This is a genomic window from Candidatus Eisenbacteria bacterium (genome assembly GCA_030017955.1).
Lineage (GTDB): Bacteria > Eisenbacteria > RBG-16-71-46 > JASEGR01 > JASEGR01 > JASEGR01.
Genome location: JASEGR010000241.1, coordinates 1 through 616 on the forward strand (window position 1 = coordinate 1; position 616 = coordinate 616).

The 616-nt window shown below is 50.6% G+C and carries 1 protein-coding gene; it reads right to left on the reverse strand.

What is annotated here, in order from left to right; translation table 11 throughout:
* On the reverse strand, positions 1–522 hold a 522-nt coding region (locus QME66_14015; GenBank protein MDI6810055.1), incomplete at its 3' end, for a PAS domain-containing protein.
* Positions 523–616 lie beyond the last annotated feature (94 nt).

The following is a 616-nucleotide window of genomic DNA, read 5'->3' on the forward strand; positions in this document are numbered from 1 at the left end:
GGCTTTGTCGCCGGTCGCTTCCATCGCTATACTCTGGAAGCTCGCCCAGAAATCCGTACCGCCTTTTCTCTTCAGTAAAATTTGACAGATCAGAATGCCCTGCTTTTGACAGACGGCATCAAGGTGTTTCATAAAAATATCGCGTCCCTCTCCATCCGCAATAAAACGGCTGAAGGGCTTATCGGCCAGCCCTCGCCTCTCGATTCCCAGAAGTTTGGCGCCGGTGAGATTGACTTCCCGTATCAATCCCTGCGTATCAAAGGTAAAATAACCGACCGGCGCGAAGTCATAGAGTCCGACATACTTGTTGTGGGATAACTCCAGATCTTCACGCGCTCGTTTCAGTTCCGCGTTCTGCATTTCCAGTTCAATCTGGTGGACTTCCAGTTCATGAACGAGCCTTTGGGCCGATTCATTGCTTTGGGGCCGCGGCAATTGCGCTTTTTTTTCGCGCAACCGTTTTTCGGCCTGGCGGCGAAGCTCTTCTGCTGTTGACCTGTTTTGGTCTTTTGGGCTACCCATAACGACTCCTTTGCCGGAAATCAGAAGTCACAATCCAGAAGTCAGAATAAAAAACATCCTGTCTCCTGTCTCCTGTCTCCTGTCTCCTGTCTCC